The following is a 16,323-nucleotide window of genomic DNA, read 5'->3' as shown; positions in this document are numbered from 1 at the left end:
ACCAAGACCCCCAGCCCTGCTGGGGGTTTTGCTTTCTGTAGCCTCCCTGCGCCGATACCCCGTCTACACTCGAAGCATTCTCCCGTTCCCCCACAACGAGACGGTTATGCCCAGACTGTCGGCCATGCTTCTGCTGGCGTTGCTTACCTGGACCGCAACGGCTGGCGCGCTAACTCTTACCGATGAAGAACGTAGCTGGCTCAAGTCCCACCCGGAACTGCGCTTGGGCGTGGATGCCTCCTGGCCACCTTTCGAGTATCGGGACGAGGAAGGTCGCTACCAGGGCCTGGCAGCGGACTATATCCAGCTGATCCAGGAACGCCTCTCCATCAGCCTCAAGCCCGTGGAACCGGCCAGCTGGACCGCCGTGCTGGAAGATGCCCGGCAAGGCAAGCTGGACCTGCTGCCCGGGATCATGTCGACCCCCGAACGCCAAAGCTACATGGCCTTCACCCGGCCCTACCTGGACTTCCCCATCGTGATCCTGGCCCACAAGGGCGGCGCCCAGCCCCGCAATCTCGAAGACTTGTACGGCCTCAAAGTGGCCGTGGTGGAGAACTACGCGCCCCACGAGCTGCTGCGCTCCCATCACCCTGACCTGAACCTGGTGGCCCTGCCCAACGTCAGCTCGACCCTGCAAGCGCTGGCCACCGATAAGGTGGATGCGGTGGTGGGTGACCTGGCTTCCAGCGTCTGGAGCCTGCGCCAGCTCAAGCTCGAGGGCCTCTACGTCAGCGGTGAGACCCCTTACCGCTATCAACTGGCCATGGCCGTGCCGAAAGAGAGCAAGATCATCCTGGTAGGCATTCTCGACAAGGTCCTCGCCGATCTCAGCCCGGACGAAATCAGCACTATCCAGCAGCGCTGGGTCGGCAGCGTGCTCGACCACCGCACATTCTGGCGAGATGTGCTGGTCTATGGCCTGCCGGGGCTGCTGCTGTTGGTCACAGTACTGGCCGTGGTAATCCGCATAAACCGCCGCCTGAGCTCGGAAATCTCCCGCCGGGTAGCCCTGGAGCAGGAACTGCGCAGCAGCGAATACCACTACCGCAGCCTGGTGGAGAGCCTCTCGGCCATCGCCTGGGAGGCCCGCGTCAGCGATTTCACCTACAGCTATGTCTCACCCCATGCCGAGCCGCTGCTGGGCTATCCCCTGGCCCACTGGCTGGTTCCCGGCTTCTGGCGCAACATCATCCACCCCGCCGACCTGACTCGCGCCCAGGCGTTCTGCGATCACGAACTCGAGGCCGGACGCGACCACAGCCTCGACTACCGGGTGATCGCCGCCGATGGCCGCTGCCTCTGGGTCCGGGATATCGTCAGCCTGATCGAGCACGGCCACGAACCGGTGATGCGCGGCCTGATGATCGACATCAGCGAGGCCAAGCACACCGAGGAAGCCCTGCGCCTATCCGAACAGAAATTCGCCTCGGTGTTCCAGCAATGCCCCGACCTCCTGGTGATCGCCCGCTTGTCGGACGGCTGCCTGCTGGAGGTGAACAAGGCCTTCGAGGAACAGATCGGCCTGAGCGCCGCGCAAGTGATAGGCCAGACCGCCACGCAACTGAACATATGGGGCATCCCCGGGGTCGGTCCCAGCCTGCTGCAGCGCTTGCAGGCCGGTAGCATCCGCAACCTGGAGATGCCCTTCCGGCGGCACAACGGCCAGTTGTTCACCGGGCTGATCTCCGCCGAGCCCTTCGACCTCGACACCACCCCGGCACTGGTCGTGGTAGTGCGCGACATCAGCCCGCTCAAGGAAACCCAGCAACGGCTGCAGACCTCCGAGGAAAAGTTCGCCAAGGCCTTCCACGCCTCCCCGGACGGCCTGCTACTGAGCCGACAACGCGATGGCCTGCTGCTGGAGGTCAACGAGGGTTTCAGCCGCATCACCGGTTTCAACAGCGCCATGTCCCTGGATCGCTCGACCCTTGACCTGGGAATCTGGGTCAACCTCAACGAACGCAAGCAGTTGCTCGATCTATTGCAACGGGACGGATTCGTCCGAGACTTCACCTGCCATATCCGCCGCAGCGATGGCCAGGTACGGCTTTGCGAAGTCTCCAGCCGCCCCCTGCCCATCGGCGAAGACGACTGCATGCTGACCATCGCCCGGGACATCACCGACCGCCACCTGATGCAGGAAAAGCTGCAACAGGCCGCCACGGTCTTCGAGAGCACCGCCGAAGGCGTGATGATCACCGACACCCAGCAGCGCATCAGCGCGGTCAACCGCGCCTTCAGCGAGATCACCGGCTACAGCGAGAGCGAAGCCCTTGGCCACACCCCGCGCCTGCTGGCCTCGGGGTTGCACGACAGCGCCTTCTACGCGGCGATGTGGCACCAGCTGACCCTGGAAGGGCACTGGCAGGGCGAGATATCCAACCGCCGCAAGAACGGTGAGCTGTACCCCAACTGGCTGACGATCAACGCGGTACGCAACCAGGAACACCAGACCACCCACTTCGTCGCGGTGTTCGCCGACATCTCCAGCCTCAAGCACGCCCAGGCAAGGCTCGACTACCAGGCCCACCACGATCCGCTGACTGGCCTGCCCAATCGCACCCTGTTCGAAAGCCGGCTGCTGGCGGCGCTCGATAACCAGCAGGACAGCGGCGGCCAGGGCGCGGTGCTGTTCCTCGACCTGGATCGCTTCAAGCACATCAACGACAGCCTCGGCCACCCGGTGGGCGACCTGCTGCTCAAGGGCATCGCCGTGCGGCTCAAGGAGCAACTGCGCGACATCGATACCGTGGCCCGCCTGGGCGGGGACGAATTCATCATCCTGCTCCCCGGCCTGCACCAGCCCAGCGACGCCGACTACATCGCCAGCAAGCTGTTGAACTGCTTCACCGCGCCATTCCAGGCCGGCGAACACGAGTTCTTCATCAGCGCCAGCATCGGTACCAGCCTGTACCCCAAGGACGGCTGCGACGTCGCCACCTTGATCAAGAACGCCGATGCCGCCATGTACCGCTCCAAGGCCAAGGGACGTAACCGCGTGGAACGCTACACCCGCGAACTGACCGCCCAGGCCAGCGAGCGCGTGGCCCTGGAACATGAACTGCGACGCGCCATCGAACGCAACGAACTGACCCTGTACTTCCAACCCAAGATCAGCCTCGGCAACCATGAGCTGGTCGGCGCCGAAGCCCTGATTCGCTGGCGCAACCCGAACTTCGGCGAAGTTGCGCCCGAACACTTCATCCCGCTGGCCGAGGAAAACGGCTTGATCCTGCCGATTGGCGACTGGGTGCTGGAACAGGCCTGCCTGCATCTTCAACACTGGAACCAGCACTATGAAAGCTTCGGCCCACTGTCGGTCAACCTGGCCGGCGCCCAACTGCGCCAACCCGGCCTGCTGGACCGCATCGAACAGTTGCTGCGCGACCACGACCTGCAACCCGGGCTGCTGCAATTGGAGATCACCGAAAACTTCATCATGAGCCAGGCCGAAGAGGCACTGGAGGTCCTGCACCAACTCAAGCGCCTGGGCGTGCAACTGGCCATCGACGACTTCGGCACCGGCTATTCATCCCTGAGCTACCTCAAGCGCCTGCCGCTGGACTTCCTCAAGATCGACCAGTCGTTCGTCCGCGGCCTGCCGGACGACCCCCACGACGTGGCGATCGTGCGCGCCATCATCGCCCTGGGTCGCAGCATGCAATTCACGGTGATCGCCGAAGGTGTGGAGAACCAGGAACAGCAAGCCTTCCTCGCCCTGGAAGGCTGTGAACAGATCCAGGGCTACATCGTCAGCCTGCCGCTGGAAGCCGAAGAGTTCTGCACGCGCTTCCTGCAGATCCGCGTTTCCGGTTTTTCGGATAGCACAGCCGAGAAACCATCGTTATAATCCGCCGCCTACTGAGGGCCTATAGCTCAGTTGGTTAGAGCAGAGGACTCATAATCCTTTGGTCCACGGTTCAAGTCCGTGTGGGCCCACCAAGCATGAAAACCGCGCATTGCGCGGTTTTTTTATGCCTGCGGACCAGCTCCATACCCGAGCCATCGAATCGCCAGCTTAAATCCCGCTGTTTTCCCGCCGTCATATCGATGTCCAACCAGGACAAAAGACACCCTGTTGTCTTTCACGATAAGAAAGGGATCTATCGATGGTTGAGATTACGCGCCGATCACTGGTGGGACTCGCCTCCGCCTTGCCGTTGCTTGGACTACCAGGATGGAGCCGGGCCGCCGAGCCCGCCGCACCGCCCCTCCAATCGCCTTCCGGCGATGTCCTGATCAACTTCAACGAGAGCCCCTGGGGCCCCTCTCCCGCCAGCCGCCAGGCCATGCAGCAAGGCATCGCCATCAGCGGTCGCTATCCCTACAAGATCCAGTACCGGCTCAACGCGCTGTTCGCCCTCCAGCAGGGCATTCCCGGGGATCATGTGCAGAGCTTCTGCGGCTCCAAGGCAGCATTGCAGCATGCGGTCATGGCTTTCACCCAGGACGCCAGCCTGGTCATGGCCACCCCCTCCTACGAGGCTCCCAGGGAAGCTGCCGAGGGATGCCAGGCCAAGGTGCATGAGGTACCGCTGGACGCCAACCACGCCCACGATCTGCAGGCGATGCTCGCCGTCGACCCGGCGCCGGGCCTGCTCTACCTGTGCAACCCCAACAACCCCACCGGCACCCTGACGCCACGCAAGGCCATCGAACAGGCCCTGGCGCGCCTGCCCAAGGGCACGGTCATGCTGATCGACGAGGCCTACATCGACTTCTCCACGGCCAGCACCTGCATCCCGCTGGTCAAGGAACACCCGCAACTGCTGGTGCTGCGCACCTTCTCCAAGATCTACGGCATGGCCGGGGCTCGCTTGGGGCTAGCTGTGGGCCAGCCGGCGCTGCTCGAGCGCCTGGAAACCTACGGCGGCTACAACGTACCGGCGGCATCGACCTTGCTGGGAGGGCTGGCCAGCCTGGAAGACCCAAAGCTGCTGGGCGAGCGCAAGCGGCACAACCAGCAACTGCGCGACCAAACCATCGCCTGGCTGCAGCAACGCGGATTCAACTGCACCGCCTCCCAGGCCAACTGCTTCATGGTCGATGTCCGGCGTCCGGCCCAGGAAGTGGTGGATGCCCTGGCGGCACGCCAGGTAAAGATCGGCCGGGTCTGGGACAGCTGGCCGAACTGGGCACGGGTCAGCATCGGCGACGAACAGGACATGCAGCGCTTTCGCCACGCCTTCGCCCAGGTCATTCCCGCCTGAGCCCACGCCGCCCAGGACCCAGTCCGGGCAGCGAGCGGCGGACCGTGGGAGACGCTAACATGTGCGCTCCCCGACCACCGCGCTGGAGCCCATCTTGTCCGATAGCCGCCCTCCCGTTCTCGACGAAGTCGACCGCCAGCTGATCGCCGCCTTGCAGATCAACGCACGTGAAAGCGTGGCCATGCTGGCGCGGCAATTGGGCATCGCCCGCACCACCGTGACCTCGCGCCTGGCACGCCTGGAGAAGACCCGGGTGATCACCGGCTACGGCGTGCGCCTGGGCCAGCGGGTGGTCGATGGCGGGCTGCAAGCCTATGTCGGCATCAAGGTCCAGCCACGCTCCGGCAAGGAAGTCTTGCGTCGCCTGAGCGGCATGGCCCAGGTCCAGCAGCTGTGCGCGGTCAGTGGCGAATTCGACTACGTGGCCTGGCTGCGCACCGAATCCCCGGAGCAACTGGACCAGTTGCTGGACCAGATCGGCAGCATCGATGGCGTGGAAAAGACCACCACCTCGATCATCCTCAGCAGCAAGATCGATCGCGGGCACGCACTGTGACAAGCAGTTCGTCACTCTGAACACATATTTCGTCATATTGAAAAATAACAATGCATAACGACGACAGTTTGCGTCTTATTTACGAGTTTCCCCCTCTCTAGAATGGCTGCCATCTTTTCCTATACTCAGCATTCCGCTGAGCCGCCCGCCAAGGTCAGCCATGAACAAGAACAATCGCCATCCTGCAGACGGCAAGAAACCGATCACCATCTTCGGCCCGGACTTCCCTTTCGCCTTCGATGACTGGATCGAGCATCCCGCCGGCCTGGGCAGCATTCCAAAGGCCCAGCACGGCGCCGAAGTGGCGATCGTCGGCGCCGGCATCTCCGGGCTGGTTGCAGCCTATGAATTGATGAAGATGGGCCTCAAGCCGGTGGTCTACGAAGCATCGAAAATGGGCGGCCGCCTGCGTTCGGAAACCTTCGAAGGCGCCGACGGCATCATCGCCGAGCTGGGTGGCATGCGCTTCCCGGTGTCCAGCACCGCCTTCTACCACTACGTCGACAAGCTCGGCCTGGAAACCCGCCCCTTCCCCAACCCGCTGACGCCAGCCTCGGGCAGCACCGTGGTCGACCTGGAAGGCACTAGCCACTACGCCGAGAAGATGGACGACCTGCCGGAGATCTTCCGCGAAGTGGCCCGGGCCTGGGCCGACGCCCTGGAAGACGGCGCACGCTTCTCACAGATCCAGGACGCCATCCGCGAGCGCGATACGCTCAAGCTCAAGGCCCTGTGGGACGAGCTGGTACCCAAATGGGACGACCGCACCTTCTATGACTTCGTCGCCACCTCCAAGGCGTTCTCGCAGCTGTCCTACCGCCACCGCGAGATCTTCGGCCAAGTGGGCTTCGGCACCGGTGGCTGGGACTCGGACTTCCCCAACTCCATGCTGGAAATCTTCCGCGTGGTGATGACCAACTGCGACGACCACCAGCATTTGGTGGTGGGCGGCGTCGAGCAAGTGCCTCGCGGCATCTGGAGCCACGTTCCGGAAAAATGCGCCCACTGGCCGGCCGGCACCTCCCTGGCCAAGCTGCACAACGGCGCACCGCGTCCCGGTGTGAAGAAGATCGCCCGCGCCGCCGATGGCACCTTCGCCGTCACCGACTACTGGGGCGATACCCGCCACTACGCGGCGGTGTTGGCCACTTGCCAGACCTGGCTGCTGACCACCCAGATCGAGTGCGAGGAAGCGCTGTTCTCGCAGAAGATGTGGATGGCCCTGGACCGCACCCGCTACATGCAATCGTCGAAGACGTTCGTCATGGTCGACCGGCCATTCTGGAAGGACAAGGACCCGCAGACCGGCCGCGACGTGATGAGCATGACCCTCACCGACCGCCTGACTCGCGGCACCTACCTGTTCGACAACGGCGACGACAAGCCCGGGGTGATCTGCCTGTCCTACTCCTGGATGAGCGATGCCATGAAGATGCTGCCGCACCCAGTGGAAAAGCGCGTGCAGCTTGCGCTGGACGCATTGAAGAAGGTCTACCCGAAGGTCGACATCGCCGGCCACGTCATCGGCAACCCGATCACCGTCTCCTGGGAGGCCGACCCGCACTTCCTCGGCGCCTTCAAGGGCGCGCTGCCGGGCCACTACCGCTACAACCAGCGGATGTATGCGCACTTCATGCAGGACGACATGCCGGCCGAACAGCGCGGCATCTTCATCGCCGGCGACGACGTCTCCTGGACCCCGGCCTGGGTCGAGGGTGCGGTGCAGACTTCGCTCAACGCCGTGTGGGGCATCATGAAGCACTTCGGCGGCGCCTCTCATCCGGAGAATCCGGGACCGGGCGATGTGTTCAACCAGATCGGCCCTATTGCCCTGGCCGACTGAGCCATACCGGGCCAGGCCGGCCCCTGCAAAGGCACCATCCGGACCTGGCCCGAGTCTGCGGTAGCGGCGAAGATAGCCGCTATCGCAAGTCAGAGGAGTGAAGAACATGCGCGTCGCCTTGTATCAGTGCCCACCACTGCCGCTGGATGTGGCCGGCAACCTGCAACGCCTGCACCAGGTGGTCATGCAGGCCACCGAGGCCGATCTGCTGGTGCTGCCGGAGATGTTCCTCAGCGGCTACAACATCGGTCCCGAGGCCGTCGGCGCCCTGGCCGAGGCCCAGGATGGCCCTGCCGCCCAACGGATCGCCGCCATCGCCCAGGCCGCCGGCATGGCGATTCTCTACGGCTATCCGGAGCGTGACGCCGACGGCCGGATCTACAACGCCGTGCAGTTGATCGACGCCAACGGCCAGCGCCTGTGCAATTACCGCAAGACCCATCTGTTCGGTGACCTGGACCACTCGATGTTCAGCGCCGGCGCAGACGACTTCCCCCTCGTGGAGCTCAACGGCTGGAAGCTCGGCTTCCTGATCTGCTACGACATCGAGTTCCCGGAGAATGCCCGGCGCCTGGCCCTGGCGGGCGCCGAGCTGATCCTGGTGCCGACGGCGAACATGATTCCCTACGACTTCGTCGCCGACGTGACCATTCGTGCCCGAGCCTTCGAGAACCAATGCTACGTGGCCTACGCCAACTACTGCGGCCGCGAGGAACAGATCCGCTATTGCGGCCAGAGCAGCATCGCCGCTCCGGATGGCAGCCGGATCGCCCTGGCCGGGCTGGACGAGACCTTGATCATCGGCACCCTGGACCGCGACTTGATGAACGAATCCCGGACCCTGAATCGCTACCTGGCCGATCGTCGCCCCGAACTTTACGCAGCGCTGGGCAAGCGCTGATCCGGGGATATCCGCTAGCATGGGCGCCTCTCTGTCCTGGATGTGCCCATGCCTGCGCCGAACCACCCCCTGCCCCACCTGGAAACCCTGGCCAACGGCCTGCAGGTCTCCCTGCGCCATGCTCCCCACCTGAAACGCTGCGCCGCGGCGCTGCAGGTCGCTGCTGGCAGCCATGACGTACCACAGGCCTGGCCGGGCCTGGCGCACTTCCTGGAACACCTGCTGTTTCTCGGCACCGAGCGGTTTCCTGCCGAGCAGGGGTTGATGGCCTACGTTCGCGCCCAGGGCGGACAACTGAACGCCAGCACAGGCGAGCGCAACACCGAGTTCTTTTTCGAATTGCCAATCAACGCCTTCGCCGGCGGCCTGGAGCGCTTGTGCGACATGCTCGCCCAGCCCCGCCTAGGCCTCGCCGAGCAGCGCCGGGAACGCGAAGTGCTGCATGCGGAATTCCTCGCCTGGTCCCGGGACGCCAACGCCCAACGCCAGTTCGCCTTGTGCGACGGCCTGTCCGCGACCCATCCGCTGCGGGCCTTCCATGCCGGCAACCGCTATAGCCTGAACCTGGCCAACCCGGCCTTCCAGCAGGGCCTGTGGCAGTTCCACCGCGATTTCTACCAGGCTGGGCAGATGACCCTGAGTCTGGCCGGACCACAACCCCTGGCCGAACTCCGGGCCCTGGCCGAACGCTACGGCGCGGTCCTGCCTACTGGCCCGCGCCAGCAACAAATAGCACCAGTGCCACTGCTGGCCAGCAACGCCAACAACTATCAACGGTTCGACGGCCAACGCCTGGACCTGCTGTTCGCCCTTGAAGGGCTGCCGGCAGGCGCCGGCGTGGCGCTGGACTTCCTCTGTACCTGGCTGCAATCGGGTAAACCCGGCGGATTGCTTGCCAAGCTCCAACAACAGTCACTGGCCCGCAGCCTCAAGGCCCAGGCGCGGTATGAGTTCGCCGGGCAAGCATTGCTGCACCTGGAGCTGGACCTGGGCCACGCGCCCAGCGAGGCGCCAGCACAAATCCACCAGCTGGTGCTGGACTGGCTGGGGTTCTTCGGCGCCCAGGGCGACTGGCCGCAGTTGTGCGAGGAATACGCCCTGCTGCAACAACGCCGGCTGCAAGTCGACAGTGCCCTGGAACTGGCCCGTCGGGACAGCCGGCACGCCGCCCAGGAGCTGGGCGCCGCCGGACTCGTGGCCCTCAAGGCGCTGCTGCGGCAATTGCAGCCCAAGGTTGTGGATGACTTCAGCGGCGACTGGCAGTTGCCGCCCGCCAACCCGTTCTTGCGCGGCGCCGTCGAGGAGCCCCAGGCCGGCCTGATTCGCGGCCAGAGCAGCAAGCATCGCGGCCTGCGGACCTTCGCCCAGGACCGCAGCCGAGGCCGCCGGGACAACCCGGCCCTGAGCTTCAGCCAGGCTTTGCCCACCGATACCGAGGCAGGGCAGTTGTTGTTGCGCTGGCGCCTGGCCAGTCCCGCGCCGAGCGGCCTGCACCGGCGTTTGCAGCACAGCCTGGCAGCCCTGGCCGGGGATGCCCGGCAAGCCGGGGTAGAACTGAGCTTCAGCTCCTGCGGCATGGACTGGCTGCTGCAGTTGCGCGGGCTGCAGCAACCCATGCCGGCGGTGCTGCAACAAGCGCTACGACAACTGGGCCAACCATCCCCGGAGTTCTGGCAAGCAGGCAGGACAGACGTCGAGACACCACCGATGCCCCTGCGCCAACTGCTCAAGACCTTCGCCGAACAACCACTGCCCGACAGCGGTACGACCTTGAACGCCGACGCCCTGCAAGCGCTATGGGCCACGGCCCGCTGGGATGGCTTGGCGCTGGGCGTGCCGCCCCACGGACAGGACGCCTTCGCCCGGGCCCTGCAACGAATGCCCGGGACCGCGGATGCCAACCTGGGCCAGGCGCCGCAGCCAGGAACCGGCCCTGCCTGGCAGACGGTGCCCATGGACAGCGTAGAGCAGGCACTGCTGCTGTTCTGCCCAAGCCCATCGAGCCTGCTGGCTGACGAAGCTGCCTGGCGCCTGCTGGGGCAACTCTGCCAGACCCCATTCTACCAGCGTCTGCGGGTCGAGCTGCAACTGGGCTATGGCGTGTTCAGCGCGGTGCGCCAACTCGATGGCCGCACCGGCCTGCTGTTTGGGGTGCAGTCGCCGAACGCCAGCCTGGGCGAAATCCTCGGCCATCTGGAACAGTTCTTCCTGCGTTTGCCCGAACAATTGCAGGCCCTCGATACCCAGGCCTGGCTCGACCAGCGCCAAGCCCTGGCCCAGCAGTTGCGGGCCTCTGAGTTGCCCCTGGAACAGGCGGCGCAACTGCTGTGGCAGGCGAAGTTGGCCGGCCATCCGTCGGACTACCTGGAACGATTGCAAGCCAGCATCGAGGTCTTGACGCCCGCGCTGGTGATCCAGGCCGCCCGGCAGTTGCAGCAAGCCGCCGGAGGCTGGAGGGTCCTGGCCAACGGGCCTGCCCCGGGCTCGCCCTGGCAAGGGGCAAAATGATCGTTACCAGCGCTGTAATGAGCTTTCTTTAGAATTGCAGGCAAGCCGTTATGGGAATTTAGTAAGATAGCCGCCTAAGCATCTGAACATCTCCGCCCGGAGGTGGACTATATGTATAGGCAACACCCGTCCCACCCACCTCAAAGGAGCATTTTCATGACTTGGTCCAAACCTGCTTACACTGACCTGCGCATCGGCTTCGAAGTCACCATGTACTTCGCCAGCCGCTGATTTCTGACCTCGTCGGAACATCCAGCGCAACGCCTCGGCCCGTCCGGGGCGTTTTCATTTTCAGTCGTCCACAATCTTCAAGTCACAGCCCAGGGAGCGCCCATGTTTGTCCAGATTCTAGGTTCCGCCGCCGGCGGCGGTTTTCCGCAGTGGAACTGCAACTGCGTGAACTGCGCGGGATTTCGCGACGGCAGCCTGCGCGCCCAGGCCCGTACCCAGTCGTCCATCGCGATCTCCGATGACGGGGTGAACTGGGTGCTGTGCAACGCTTCTCCGGATATTCGCGCCCAACTGCAGGGCTTTGCCCCCATGCAACCCGGCCGAGCCCTGCGCGATACCGGGATCAGCGCCATCATCCTCATGGACAGCCAGATCGACCACACCACTGGCCTGCTCAGCCTGCGCGAAGGCTGCCCGCACCAGGTCTGGTGCACCGACATGGTCCACGAGGACCTGAGCACCGGTTTCCCGCTGTTCAAGATGCTCAGCCACTGGAACGGCGGCCTGCAATGGAACCGCATCGAACTGGACCAGAGCTTCAGCGTGGCCGCCTGCCCCAACCTGCGCTTCACCCCTCTGCCCCTGCGCAGCGCCGCGCCGCCCTACTCGCCCCATCGCTTCGACCCGCACCCGGGCGACAACATCGGCCTGATCGTCGAGGACCTGCGCACTGGCGGCAAACTGTTCTACGCGCCGGGCCTGGGCAAGGTGGACGCGCCGCTGCTGCAGATCATGGCCGCCAGCGACTGCCTGCTGGTGGACGGCACCTTGTGGGAAGACGACGAGATGCAGCGCCGTGGCGTCGGCACCCGCACCGGCCGGGAGATGGGCCACCTGGCGCAGAACGGCCCCGGCGGCATGCTCGAAGTGCTGGAGCAGCTGCCACGCCAGCGCAAGGTGCTTATCCACATCAACAACACCAACCCGATCCTCGACGAAGACTCCGCCGAACGTGCCGAACTGGTACGCCGAAAGGTGGAAGTGGCCTACGACGGAATGAGTATTGAGCTGTAGGGCCTATCCCCCACAAGCTCGGCCCCAGCGCCCTGGGGCCGTGTGCGCAACCGCGGGCCCGCCCGCGACCAGGCCAAGCCCCGGAGAACCCAGATGACCGACACCCCGCTGTCCCCCGCCGAATTCGAACAGGCCCTGCGCGCCAAGGGCGCCTATTACCACATCCATCACCCCTACCACGTGGCGATGTACGAAGGCCGGGCCAGCCGTGAGCAGATCCAGGGCTGGGTCGCCAACCGCTTCTACTACCAGGTGAACATCCCCATGAAGGATGCGGCGATCCTCGCTAACTGCCCGGACCGGGAAGTACGCCGCGAGTGGATCCAGCGCCTGCTGGACCATGACGGCGCGCCAGGCGAGGACGGTGGCATCGAGGCCTGGCTGCGCCTGGGCCAGGCCGTGGGCCTGGACCCGGACCAGTTGCGCTCCCAGGAGCTGGTATTGCCGGGGGTGCGTTTCGCCGTGGATGCCTACGTCAACTTCGCCCGGCGCGCCAGTTGGCAGGAAGCCGCCAGCAGTTCCCTGACCGAACTGTTCGCCCCGCAGATCCACCAGTCGCGCCTGGACAGCTGGCCCCAGCACTATCCGTGGATCGACCCGGCCGGCTACCAGTACTTCCGCACGCGCCTGGGCCAGGCCCGGCGAGACGTGGAGCACGGCCTGGCCATCACCTTGCAGCACTACACCACCCGCGCGGGCCAGGAGCGCATGCTGGAAATTCTCCAGTTCAAACTGGACATTCTTTGGAGCATGCTCGACGCCATGAGCATGGCCTATGAACTGAACCGCCCGCCTTATCACAGCGTCACCGAGCAGCGGGTCTGGCACAAAGGGATCACCTTATGAGTTTCGATCGCAGCAAAACCCCACGCTGGCGCCCCGGCTACCGCTTCCAGTACGAGCCGGCGCAAAAGGGCCATGTCCTGCTGTACCCCGAGGGCATGATCAAGCTCAACGACAGCGCTGCCCTGATCGGCGGCTTGATCGATGGCGAGCGCGACGTGGCGGCGATCATCGGCGAACTGCAGGTACAGTTCCCCGGGGTCGCCGAGCTCGGTGACGATATCGAGCAATTCATGGAGGTCGCCCGTGCCCAGCACTGGATCGAACTCGGCTGACTCCAACGTGCCCGCCAAGCCGGAGATCGGCCTGCCACTGTGGCTGCTGGCCGAGCTGACCTATCGCTGTCCGCTGCAATGCCCGTACTGCTCCAACCCGCTGGACTTCGCGGCACAGGGCAGGGAGCTCGATACCGCCCAGTGGCTCAAGGTGTTTCGCGAGGCCCGGGAGATGGGCGCCGCGCAGCTGGGCTTTTCCGGCGGCGAACCGCTGGTGCGCCAGGATCTGGCCGAACTGATCGGCGAGGCGCGCAAGCTGGGGTTCTACACCAACCTGATCACCTCCGGAATCGGCCTCACCGAGCAGAAGATCAGCGACTTCAAGAAGGCTGGCCTGGACCATATCCAGATCAGCTTCCAGGCCAGCGACGAGCAGGTGAACAACCTGCTGGCCGGCTCCAAGAAGGCCTTCGCGCAGAAGCTGGAGATGGCCCGTGCGGTGAAGGCCCACGGCTACCCGATGGTGCTGAACTTCGTCACCCATCGGCACAATATCGACAGAATCGACCGCATCATCGAGCTGTGCATCGCCCTGGAAGCCGACTTCGTCGAATTGGCCACCTGCCAGTTCTATGGCTGGGCCCAGCTCAACCGCGTTGGCCTGCTGCCGACCCGCGAGCAGCTGGTGCGCGCCGAGCGCGTCACCAACGAGTACCGCGCCAAGCTGGAGGCCCAGGGCCACCCGTGCAAGCTGATCTTCGTCACTCCGGACTATTACGAGGAACGCCCCAAGGCCTGCATGAACGGCTGGGGCAGCCTGTTCCTGACCGTGACCCCGGACGGCACCGCCCTGCCTTGCCACGGTGCGCGGCAGTTGCCGGTACAGTTTCCCAATGTGCGCGAGCACAGCATGCAGCACATCTGGTATGAATCCTTCGGCTTCAACCGCTTTCGCGGCTACGACTGGATGCCCGAGCCATGCCGCTCCTGCGACGAGAAGGAACAGGACTTCGGTGGCTGCCGCTGCCAGGCGTTCATGCTGACCGGCGACGCCAGCAATGCCGACCCGGTATGCAGCAAGTCGCCGCACCACGGGATGATCCTCAAGGCCCGGGAAGAGTCCGAAACCGCCACCCAGACCATCGAACAACTGGCATTTCGCAATGAACGAAACTCACGCCTCATCGCCAAGGGTTGAGCCCTTCAGCGCCAGCCAGGCCACGGCCGCCGGCGTCGACTTCGCCGAACTGCAACTGACGTCCCACGGCTTGTTCTGGAACGAGTACCGCCCCGAGGACGGTGCCTGCCGGATCTGGCATTGGCACCAGGGCCAGGCTCGCTGCCTGACACCCACGGGCTTCAGCGTCCGCAGCCGGGTCTATGAATACGGCGGCGGCGCCTTTTGCGTCGGCCAGGACAGCCTGGTGTTCGTCAATGAACGCGACCAACAACTGTACCGCCAGCCGCTGGACGGGGGCGCCCCCGTGGCCCTGACCCAGGGCGAATGCCGCTACGGCGACCTGCAGCAGCACGCCGGCCAGGTGCTGGTCGTGGAGGAATGCGCCGACCGGCATCAGTTGGTGGCCTTCGACGGCGCCAGCGGCCAGCGCCAGCTACTGGCGACCGGCGCCGACTTCTATGCCGCGCCGACCCTGAGCCCCAACGGCCAGCGCCTGGCCTGGATCGAATGGGACCGCCCGCACCAACCCTGGACCAGCACCCGCCTGATGCTCGCCGAGCGCCTGGCCGACGCCAGTTGGGGCGAACCGCGCTGCGTGGCGGGCAACGACGAGCCGGAATCCTTGCAACAACCGCGCTTCGATCCGCACGGCAAGCTGCATTGCCTCACCGACCGCCAGGGCTTCTGGCAGCCCTGGGCCGAGTCGGGCCTGGGCTTGCGCCCACTGCCCTGCGCGCCGGCGGACCACGCCCCGGCCCCCTGGCAACTGGGCGGCTGTACCTGGCTGCCACTGGGCGACGATAGCTGGCTGGGCACTTGGACCGAGGACGGCTTCGGCCGTCTCGGGCTGCACCAGGCCGATGCTGCACCGCAGGATTTCACCGGTGCCTACAGTCGCTTTCGCAGCCTGGCCCTGGATTCGCAGCGGCTGTATTGCATCGCGGCCTCGCCCACCAGCCCCTCGGCAGTGCTGGCCATCGACCGTGCCACGAGCCAGGTCCAGGTCCTGGCCGGAGGCGTCGCCCCCCTGCCTGCGGAGCTCATCAGCCGTCCGCAGACCCTTCGCTATCCCAGCGGCGGGGGCCAGGCCCATGGTTTCTTCTACCCGGCCATGAATGGCGCGGGACGTCCACCCCTGGTGGTGTTCATCCACGGCGGCCCGACCTCGGCCTGCTATCCGATACTCGATCCGCGCATCCAGTTCTGGACCCAGCGCGGTTTCGCCGTGGCCGACCTCAACTACCGGGGCAGCAGCGGCTACGGCCGGGCCTATCGCCAGGCCCTGCATCTGCGCTGGGGCGAAGTGGACGTGGAAGACGCCTGCGCGGTGGTGTCCTACCTCGACCAGCAAGGCCTGATCGACCCCGGGCAAGCGTTCATCCGCGGCGGCAGCGCCGGTGGCTACACCACCTTGTGCGCACTGGCCTTCGCCCGGGTCTTTCGTGCCGGCGCCAGCCTCTATGGCGTCAGCGATCCCCTGGCACTGGCACGGGTCACCCACAAGTTCGAAGGCGACTACCTGGACTGGCTGATCGGCGATCCCGAGCAGGACCGCGAGCGCTACCTGGCCCGGACGCCCTTGCTGCACGCCAGCAACATCCAGGTGCCCGTGGTGTTCTTCCAGGGTGAACTGGACGCGGTGGTGGTGCCCGAGCAGACCCGGGTCATGCTCAAGGCCCTGCAAGAACAGGGAATTTGCGCCCAGGCCCATTACTACCCGGAGGAACGCCACGGCTTTCGCAAGGCCCAGAACCAGGCGCACGCCCTGGAGCAGGAATGGTTGTTCTACCGCAAGGTGTTGCAGGCGCAGCACTGAATA

Annotated in this window: 12 protein-coding genes and 1 tRNA gene; all 13 read left to right on the top strand. The window is 65.0% G+C overall.

All coding sequences use genetic code 11. From position 1 onward, the window contains the following. Positions 1 to 106: 106 nt before the first annotated feature. The 13 genes from CAG11_RS27235 to CAG11_RS27175 all read left to right on the top strand — a co-directional run bounded on the left by CAG11_RS27235 (position 107) and on the right by CAG11_RS27175 (position 16,320). Positions 107 to 3,853, top strand: coding sequence for a bifunctional diguanylate cyclase/phosphodiesterase (locus CAG11_RS27235; RefSeq protein ID WP_085599122.1), 3,747 nt, complete (start codon positions 107 to 109; stop codon positions 3,851 to 3,853). 15 nt (positions 3,854 to 3,868) lie between these two features. Beyond that, positions 3,869 to 3,945: transfer RNA gene (locus CAG11_RS27230), tRNA-Ile, on the top strand. 167 nt (positions 3,946 to 4,112) lie between these two features. Beyond that, on the top strand, positions 4,113 to 5,213 hold the full coding sequence (locus tag CAG11_RS27225; protein WP_085599120.1) for a pyridoxal phosphate-dependent aminotransferase: 1,101 nt from the start codon (positions 4,113 to 4,115) through the stop codon (positions 5,211 to 5,213). Between the two features lie 94 nt (positions 5,214 to 5,307). After that, a complete protein-coding gene (locus CAG11_RS27220; protein ID WP_022641446.1) occupies positions 5,308 to 5,769 on the top strand; it encodes an Lrp/AsnC family transcriptional regulator in 462 nt (153 codons plus the stop codon). Positions 5,770 to 5,929: 160 nt separating this feature from the next. Continuing rightward, on the top strand, positions 5,930 to 7,612 hold the full coding sequence (locus tag CAG11_RS27215) for an NAD(P)/FAD-dependent oxidoreductase (protein WP_085599118.1): 1,683 nt from the start codon (positions 5,930 to 5,932) through the stop codon (positions 7,610 to 7,612). 106 nt (positions 7,613 to 7,718) lie between these two features. After that, positions 7,719 to 8,513 carry a carbon-nitrogen hydrolase family protein gene (locus CAG11_RS27210; protein ID WP_085599116.1) on the top strand — a complete coding sequence of 265 codons (795 nt, stop codon included), beginning with the start codon at positions 7,719 to 7,721 and terminating at the stop codon, positions 8,511 to 8,513. Between the two features lie 48 nt (positions 8,514 to 8,561). Continuing rightward, positions 8,562 to 11,021, top strand: a complete 2,460-nt coding sequence (gene pqqF / locus CAG11_RS27205) for a pyrroloquinoline quinone biosynthesis protein PqqF (protein WP_085599114.1) — start codon at positions 8,562 to 8,564, stop codon at positions 11,019 to 11,021. Positions 11,022 to 11,177: 156 nt separating this feature from the next. Beyond that, a complete protein-coding gene (gene pqqA / locus CAG11_RS27200) occupies positions 11,178 to 11,252 on the top strand; it encodes a pyrroloquinoline quinone precursor peptide PqqA (protein WP_003194766.1) in 75 nt (24 codons plus the stop codon). A gap of 102 nt (positions 11,253 to 11,354) precedes the next feature. Then, positions 11,355 to 12,266, top strand: coding sequence for a pyrroloquinoline quinone biosynthesis protein PqqB (gene pqqB / locus CAG11_RS27195; RefSeq protein WP_022641450.1), 912 nt, complete (start codon positions 11,355 to 11,357; stop codon positions 12,264 to 12,266). Between the two features lie 93 nt (positions 12,267 to 12,359). Beyond that, complete coding sequence (gene pqqC, locus CAG11_RS27190; RefSeq protein WP_053137658.1) at positions 12,360 to 13,112, top strand: pyrroloquinoline-quinone synthase PqqC; 753 nt, start codon at positions 12,360 to 12,362, stop codon at positions 13,110 to 13,112. Continuing rightward, complete coding sequence (gene pqqD, locus CAG11_RS27185) at positions 13,109 to 13,384, top strand: pyrroloquinoline quinone biosynthesis peptide chaperone PqqD (protein WP_022641451.1); 276 nt, start codon at positions 13,109 to 13,111, stop codon at positions 13,382 to 13,384. Before pqqC ends, pqqD begins: the two co-directional genes overlap by 4 nt. Continuing rightward, positions 13,356 to 14,522: a pyrroloquinoline quinone biosynthesis protein PqqE gene (pqqE, locus tag CAG11_RS27180; RefSeq protein ID WP_085599112.1), complete on the top strand. Its 1,167-nt coding sequence runs from the start codon at positions 13,356 to 13,358 to the stop codon at positions 14,520 to 14,522. Before pqqD ends, pqqE begins: the two co-directional genes overlap by 29 nt. Then, positions 14,488 to 16,320 carry a S9 family peptidase gene (locus CAG11_RS27175; RefSeq protein WP_085599110.1) on the top strand — a complete coding sequence of 611 codons (1,833 nt, stop codon included), beginning with the start codon at positions 14,488 to 14,490 and terminating at the stop codon, positions 16,318 to 16,320. The genes pqqE and CAG11_RS27175 overlap by 35 nt, the downstream gene beginning before the upstream one ends. Positions 16,321 to 16,323: the final 3 nt, after the last annotated feature.

Source organism: Pseudomonas sp. B6(2017) (genome assembly GCF_002112765.1).
GTDB lineage: Bacteria > Pseudomonadota > Gammaproteobacteria > Pseudomonadales > Pseudomonadaceae > Aquipseudomonas > Aquipseudomonas piscis.
Note: the sequence above shows the minus strand (reverse complement) of the source record. Positions and strands in the feature narration are given on the sequence as shown.

Excerpts from the sequence above, each read along its gene's own strand:
- pqqB (WP_022641450.1), top strand. The coding sequence starts at position 11,355 with ATGTTTGTCCAGATTCTAGGTTCCGCCGCCGGCGGCGGTTTTCCGCAG.
- CAG11_RS27225 (WP_085599120.1), top strand. The coding sequence starts at position 4,113 with ATGGTTGAGATTACGCGCCGATCACTGGTGGGACTCGCCTCCGCCTTG.
- CAG11_RS27215 (WP_085599118.1), top strand. The coding sequence starts at position 5,930 with ATGAACAAGAACAATCGCCATCCTGCAGACGGCAAGAAACCGATCACC.
- pqqD (WP_022641451.1), top strand. The coding sequence starts at position 13,109 with ATGAGTTTCGATCGCAGCAAAACCCCACGCTGGCGCCCCGGCTACCGC.
- pqqC (WP_053137658.1), top strand. The coding sequence starts at position 12,360 with ATGACCGACACCCCGCTGTCCCCCGCCGAATTCGAACAGGCCCTGCGC.
- pqqF (WP_085599114.1), top strand. The coding sequence starts at position 8,562 with ATGCCTGCGCCGAACCACCCCCTGCCCCACCTGGAAACCCTGGCCAAC.
- CAG11_RS27210 (WP_085599116.1), top strand. The coding sequence starts at position 7,719 with ATGCGCGTCGCCTTGTATCAGTGCCCACCACTGCCGCTGGATGTGGCC.
- CAG11_RS27235 (WP_085599122.1), top strand. The coding sequence starts at position 107 with ATGCCCAGACTGTCGGCCATGCTTCTGCTGGCGTTGCTTACCTGGACC.
- CAG11_RS27175 (WP_085599110.1), top strand. The coding sequence starts at position 14,488 with ATGAACGAAACTCACGCCTCATCGCCAAGGGTTGAGCCCTTCAGCGCC.